This window comes from Rhodococcus sp. DMU2021 (assembly GCF_019641445.1).
Lineage (GTDB): Bacteria > Actinomycetota > Actinomycetes > Mycobacteriales > Mycobacteriaceae > Rhodococcus > Rhodococcus pyridinivorans.
Window position 1 is genome coordinate 1 of sequence record NZ_JAIFKB010000050.1, and the last position, 5731, is coordinate 5731.

At 66.6% G+C, this 5731-nt stretch carries 5 protein-coding genes and 1 pseudogene; 1 reads left to right on the forward strand and 5 read right to left on the reverse strand.

The genetic code is table 11. The features are described 5' to 3' along the window. Positions 1-206: 206 nt before the first annotated feature. Both K3M35_RS25195 and K3M35_RS25200 read right to left on the reverse strand, forming a co-directional pair. Positions 207-974 carry a GntR family transcriptional regulator gene (locus K3M35_RS25195; protein WP_220667227.1) on the reverse strand — a complete coding sequence of 256 codons (768 nt, stop codon included), beginning with the start codon at positions 972-974 and terminating at the stop codon, positions 207-209. Positions 975-1002: 28 nt separating this feature from the next. Further along, entirely contained in the window at positions 1003-2157 is a 1155-nt protein-coding gene (locus K3M35_RS25200) for an acyl-CoA dehydrogenase family protein (protein WP_192379002.1), read from the reverse strand. Between the two features lie 161 nt (positions 2158-2318). Here K3M35_RS25200 and K3M35_RS25205 point away from each other — a divergent pair, with 161 nt between their 5' ends. Further along, positions 2319-3017 (forward strand): IS6 family transposase, encoded by a 699-nt coding sequence (locus K3M35_RS25205; RefSeq protein ID WP_220667229.1) that lies wholly within the window; start codon positions 2319-2321, stop codon positions 3015-3017. A gap of 76 nt (positions 3018-3093) precedes the next feature. Here the strand turns inward: K3M35_RS25205 and K3M35_RS25210 are convergent. The 3 genes and pseudogenes from K3M35_RS25210 to K3M35_RS25220 form a co-directional block, all read right to left on the reverse strand. Next, a pseudogene (locus tag K3M35_RS25210) lies at positions 3094-3771 on the reverse strand (IS701 family transposase); the annotation flags it as partial. A gap of 141 nt (positions 3772-3912) precedes the next feature. Further along, a complete protein-coding gene (locus K3M35_RS25215) occupies positions 3913-5355 on the reverse strand; it encodes an MFS transporter (RefSeq protein ID WP_220667230.1) in 1443 nt (480 codons plus the stop codon). Continuing rightward, positions 5342-5731 (reverse strand): MarR family winged helix-turn-helix transcriptional regulator (locus K3M35_RS25220; protein WP_220667228.1); only part of this gene is annotated, 390 nt, incomplete at its 5' end. The genes K3M35_RS25215 and K3M35_RS25220, both read right to left, overlap by 14 nt.

Below are 5731 nucleotides of genomic sequence, written 5' to 3' on the forward strand. Positions count from 1 at the left end.
CTGACCATCGCCAAGGCCGGTCCGGCCCGCGTCCCCGCCGTCACGGCAGTCGCCACGCGCGCATCATCGGATGAGGCAACGAAGCAAACCTCGCGCGCATCTTGACGTGAGGCAATAGGCAGCCCAACGCGCGAGTTCGGTCACCCCGGACCGTCGGACGGCGGCACGTGGCCGCGCGGCGTCACCGACGCCTGTGGCCCTGCGCGTCACCGACGCCGGAGGGTGACCCGGTAGGTGTAGTGCTCCGGCAGGAAGTAGCTGATCGCGAGTTCCGTCGGCTCCTCGCGCTCGTTCGAGTACAACCGATCGACCCGCAGCATCGGATGCCCCGGCTCGCACCCCACCGCGGCGGCGGCCGCTGCGGGCGCCGCCGCGACGGTGATGGACTGATCGGCCTGCACGATCGGGAGGTCGAGATGCGGTTCGACGAGGCCGATCATCGTGTACGTGCTGGAGGCCCCCGCCGCGACCTCGGGTGCCTCCAGCACCGCCCGGCCCACGGACTCGGGCAGGTAGACCGTGGTGAACACGAACGGCACCACGTCGTACAGGCGACGGAACGACACCGTGTAGAGCAGGTCGGTGTCGAGCCGTAACCTGCTGGCCGCCTCGATGTCGACCTGACGCCGCAGCGGCGTGACGATCTCCATCATCGTGTCCGTCGACAGGTTCATCAGGTCTTCGATCGAACCGAGCTGGCGCAAATACCGTCCGGTGGACTCACGGGCGAAGGTGCCACGTCCGGGTACCCGGTACACGATGCCGTCGGCCACCAGGTCCTGGAACGCCCGTCGCACCGTCTGCCTGCTGACGCCGTGCTGTTCGGTGAGCTCGGCCTCCGTCGGCAGTCGGACACCCTCGCGGTACACACCCGCTTCGATGTCCTCCCTCAGGCGGCGCGACAACCGCGCATAGGCCGGTTCCGTCACCGCCTGCTCCCTTCGACGTCGTCGGACGGCGGGCGGTCCGTCCATGGCACGACGAGCCTAGTGGTGGACGAGGTCAGAGACCGCCGCGGGCCACCAGCTGGGATGCGATGACGTTGCGCTGGATCTCGTTGGTGCCCTCGCCGACGATCATCAGGGGCGCGTCCCGGAAGTACCGTTCCACGTCGTACTCCGTGGAGTAGCCGTAGCCGCCGTGGATGCGGACGGCATTGAGCGCGATGTCCATGGCGACCTCGGAGGCGTACAGCTTCGCCATCCCTGCCTCCATGTCACACCGGTCACCGGCGTCGTACTTCTCGGCCGCGAACCGGGTCAGCTGCCGCGCCGCCGTCAGCTTCGTGGCCATGTCCGCCAGGTAGTTCCCGATCGACTGGTGCTTCCAGATCGGCTGTCCGAAGCTCTCACGCTGCTGCGCGTACGCGAGGGAGTCCTCCAGCGCCGCCGCCGCGACACCGAGCGCACGGGAAGCCACCTGGATCCGGCCGGTCTCCAACCCCTTCATCATCTGCCCGAATCCTCGGCCAGCTTCGCCGCCGAGGATCGCGGTCGCGGGAATGCGGTAGTTGTCGAACGACAACTCGCAGCTCTCCACGCCCTTGTAGCCGAGCTTGGGGAGGTCTCGTGAGACGGTGAGTCCCGGTCCGTGCTCCACCAGCACCACCGAGATGCCCTTGTGTCGTGGCGTCGCCGACGGGTCCGTCTTGCACAGCAGCGCGATCAGGCCCGCCCGCCGGGCGTTGGTGATCCACGTTTTCGCTCCGTTGATCACCAGATCGTCGCCGTCGGTCTTCGCGGTGGTGGTCATGGCCTGCAGGTCGGAACCCCCGCCCGGTTCCGTGAGCGCCATCGTCGCCCGGATCTCCCCGGTTGCGAGCTTCGGCAGGTACCGCTGCTTCTGTTCCTCGGTGCCGAACAGTCCGACCAGTTTGGCGACGACGGTGTGCCCGCCCATTGCGCCGGACAGCGACATCCATCCGCGGGCGAGTTCCTCGGTCACCTGGACGTAGCAGGGCATCGAGACCGGTGTTCCACCGTATTCCTCCGGCACCGCCAGTCCGTAGATCCCGATCTGCTTCATCTGTTCGATCCACTTCTCGGGATAGTCGTTGGCGTGCTCGACTTCCTGCACCGATGGTTTGACCTCCCGATCGATGAACTCGCGCACTGTCTTGACCAGGAAGGCCTCTTCGTCGTTCAGGTGGTAACTCACGTGGGTGTCCTCACTGCAGCGGAGCTCGACGAGCCGAAAGAGAGCATTTGTACGGCCATTATCTTGATTTGTTATTTGTGCGTCAACCGACGAGAGTCGGCACTGTCACGTTGTTGAACGCTGCAAACTGGGAGCTGGGAGAATGTGGCGTGACCACCCCGATGCCGTCGTACAAAGGCCACCGCTACCCGGTCGAGATCATCAACCACTGCGTGTGGTTGTACTTCCGCTTCCCGCTCAGCTTCCGTGAGGTCGAGGAGATGATGCTCGAACGCGGTGTCCTGGTCAGCTACGAGACCATCCGGCGGTGGTGCGCCAAGTTCGGGCAGGCCTACGCCAACCAGCTGCGCCGACGGCGGGCGCGGACCGGTGACAAATGGCATCTCGACGAGGTTTTCATCCGCATCAACGGCACCCAGCACTACCTGTGGCGCGCGGTCGACCAGGACGGCAACGTCCTCGACGTGCTGGTCCAGTCCCGCCGAAACACCCAGGCAGCCAAGAAATTCTTCCGCAAGCTGCTCAAGGGCCTGCGATACGTGCCGCGGGTGCTGGTCACCGACAAGCTCGCCAGCTACCAGGTGGCGCACCGCGAGATGCTGGTCTCGGTCGAGCATCGCCGATCGAAGTATGTGAACAATCGAGCCGAGAACTCGCATCAACCCACCAGGCAGCGGGAACATGCGATGAAGCGCTTCACATCGCCCGGGCACGCGCAACGATTCCTGTCCGCTTTCTCGGGCATCTCACCGCATTTCCGGCCCAACCGGCACAGACTCTCGGCGCCCGAATGGCGTACCGAGATGGCCGACCGCTTCGCGGTCTGGCAGGAAGTCACCGCGACCGATGCCGCCGCCTGAAAGTGAACGGCCCGGCGGTGCCCTGTAGCAGCCTTTCTTAAATAGGCGGCGCTGCTGGACTTTTCGAATAACGTGACAGTGCCACCGCCAGCATGTGCGCCACGCCGCGCGATTCGAGCCACATCCGCAGCCGGCCGACCTGTCCGTAGGCCTCGTCGGCGGTGACCCACCCGAACGGGATACGGGCATCGAGTGCACGTTCGATCATCAACTGTGCCAGTCCGGGTTTCGTTGCGAATCCGATGTCGTCGTCGATGCCGGCGTCCCGGCACCGCTGCCGGTCGTCGGTCCAGGCCTTGGGCAGATACAGCTCCCGGTCGATCAACGCCCGACCGCGGTCGGAGACATAGGCGAGGAACACCCCGACCTGGCTGTTCTCGATCCGTCGGGCGGTGCCGGAATACTGCCGGGCGACGCCCGCGGAGCTGTTGCCTTTCTTCAGAAATCCGGTCTCGTCGACGATCAACACCCCGGTCTGCTCGTCGCCGATCGCCTCGACCACCACGTCTCGCACGTCATCGCGCAGCCCGTCGCAGTCCCAGGCATAGAAGTTCAGCAGTCGTTGCATGCGCTCCGGGCCGACGTCACCCGCCGCCTCGGCCAACGTCCAGCCGTTCTTCCGTTCGACCTCCGCGAGCAATCCACGGACATACGCCACCATCCGCCGCCGCGACTCCACCCGCGAGAACCGATGCGCGAACCGACTGCAGAACGCCGTGAACCCGGCTGACCACTCCAACACCTCCGACTGCACCAAGATCAATCACCATAGGTACAACCTCGGTCACAAACTGTCGTTGCAGTAGTGAGTCCCGGGCCAAGTCCGACGCAAGAACACGGGGGCCGCGTTCACGTCACTACCTGAACGCGGCCTCCGTGTATCGGCGGTGTCCAGTCAACGGCGTAGATCGGCACCGTGGAGGGCCGGCGTGCTCACCGAGGTATCGGATGGACGGAGCGACCGGACATGGTTGACCGCGAGCGCGGCGAACACGATCACGCTGCCGCACGCCCCGAGGGCGAACGCGAGCGTGATGCCTCCGTCGGTCGGATGCAGGTCGGCGCCCATGTGTGCGGCGAGGACGGCTCCGGACAGGGCACTGCCGAAGGCGCCGCCGACGGTGCGGAGGACCTGGTTGAAACTGACGGCGCTGCCGAGTTCGGTGTCGGCCACGCTGCGTGCGATGAGTGCGGGCATCGCGGCGTAGGTCGTGCCGATGCCGATGCCGAACAGGAACATCCCGACGAGGATCTCCCACAGCCGGTCGTGTTCGAACCACAGCAGGAAGGCCGAGACCGTCATGACCCCGGCACCGAGGGGGAGCAGCGTGGGAAGGCTGATGCGGCGCGCGAGTGCCCGCACGATACGGTTGGCGCCGAAGCTACCCACCGACAGCGGGAGCATGACGAAGCCGGCCCAGAACAGCGGCAGGGCGATGCCGTAGCCCGTGGAGGTGGGTGACTGCGCGACGAGGCTGCTCACCGGGAGCCCGATGTACATCGCGGCGCCGAGGCCGATGGCGGTGCCGTTGGCGAGCAGCACGTCCTTGTTGCGGACCACCCGCAGGTTGACGAGCGGATTCGGGATGCGCAGTTCGACGAACGACCACCCGGCCAGCAGGACCGCCGCGATGAGGAAGCAGGAGAGGGTCCACCCTGAGGACCAACCCCAGTTGGCGCCTTCGCTGACCGCGACGAGCAGGGCCGCGAGCCCCGCACCGAGGAGGAGGGCGCCGACGGTGTCGAACCTCGTGCGGAGGCCACGCTCGTCCGGTCCGTTCGGAACGATGCGCCACACCACGATCGAGGCGGTCACGAGGAAGACGGCGGCGAACGCGAAGGCGGCGCGGAAACCGGCGGCACTGGCCAGGATGCCGGTGAGCGGATAGCCGATTCCGAGACCGGTGGAGACGGTAACCGACAGGCTGGAGATGCCCACACGCACCTTGTCCTCCGCCAGGTATCGGCGGGCGAGGGCGATGGTCACGGGCACGATGCCGTAGGACAGCCCCTGCAGGGCCCGGCCGATGAGGAAGACGGTGAAGTTCGGGGCGCACGCCGCCAGGACGGAGCCCACCAGGATGGTCGCCAGGGACACCAACAGCAGCCGCTTCTTGTGCGGGCCGTCGCTGAGCCGCCCCATGATCGGGGTGGCGACGGCGCCGACGAGCAGATTGATCGTGAGCATCCACTGTGCGGAGCTGACGGACACCGACAACTCCTCGGCGATGGTCGGCACGAGCAGCATGCCCAGGGAACTGACGATCGCACTGGTCAGAGCGGTGTAGACGAGGGCGGGAAGCAGCAGGGATCGTTCGGTGCGCTCACTCAACGGCAGCACCGCCCGTCAGCTTCCGCAGGAGGGGAACGGCGGCGCCGAGCAGGTCTCTCTCGTCGTCGGTCAGCTGCTCTGCGATCGCCCGTTCGAGCCATGCGTTGCCGATCGAGCGTTCGTGGGCGAGCCGCTGCCGGCCGGCCTCGGTGAGTTCGATCCACACCCGTCGCCGGTCGCGGTCGTCGGGCGTGCGGGTGATCAGGCCGAGGCCTTCGAGTTCGCGGACGGCGGTGGCGATCGCCTGCGGGCTGATCTTCGCCGCGGTCGCGAGTTCCGCCGATGTTGCGCGGCCGCGGTCGGCGAGGTGGACGAGGACGTCGAGCTTGCCCGTGGAAAGCGTCTTGTGTGCGTTGAGCTGTCTCCACAGCGGGCGCAGGGA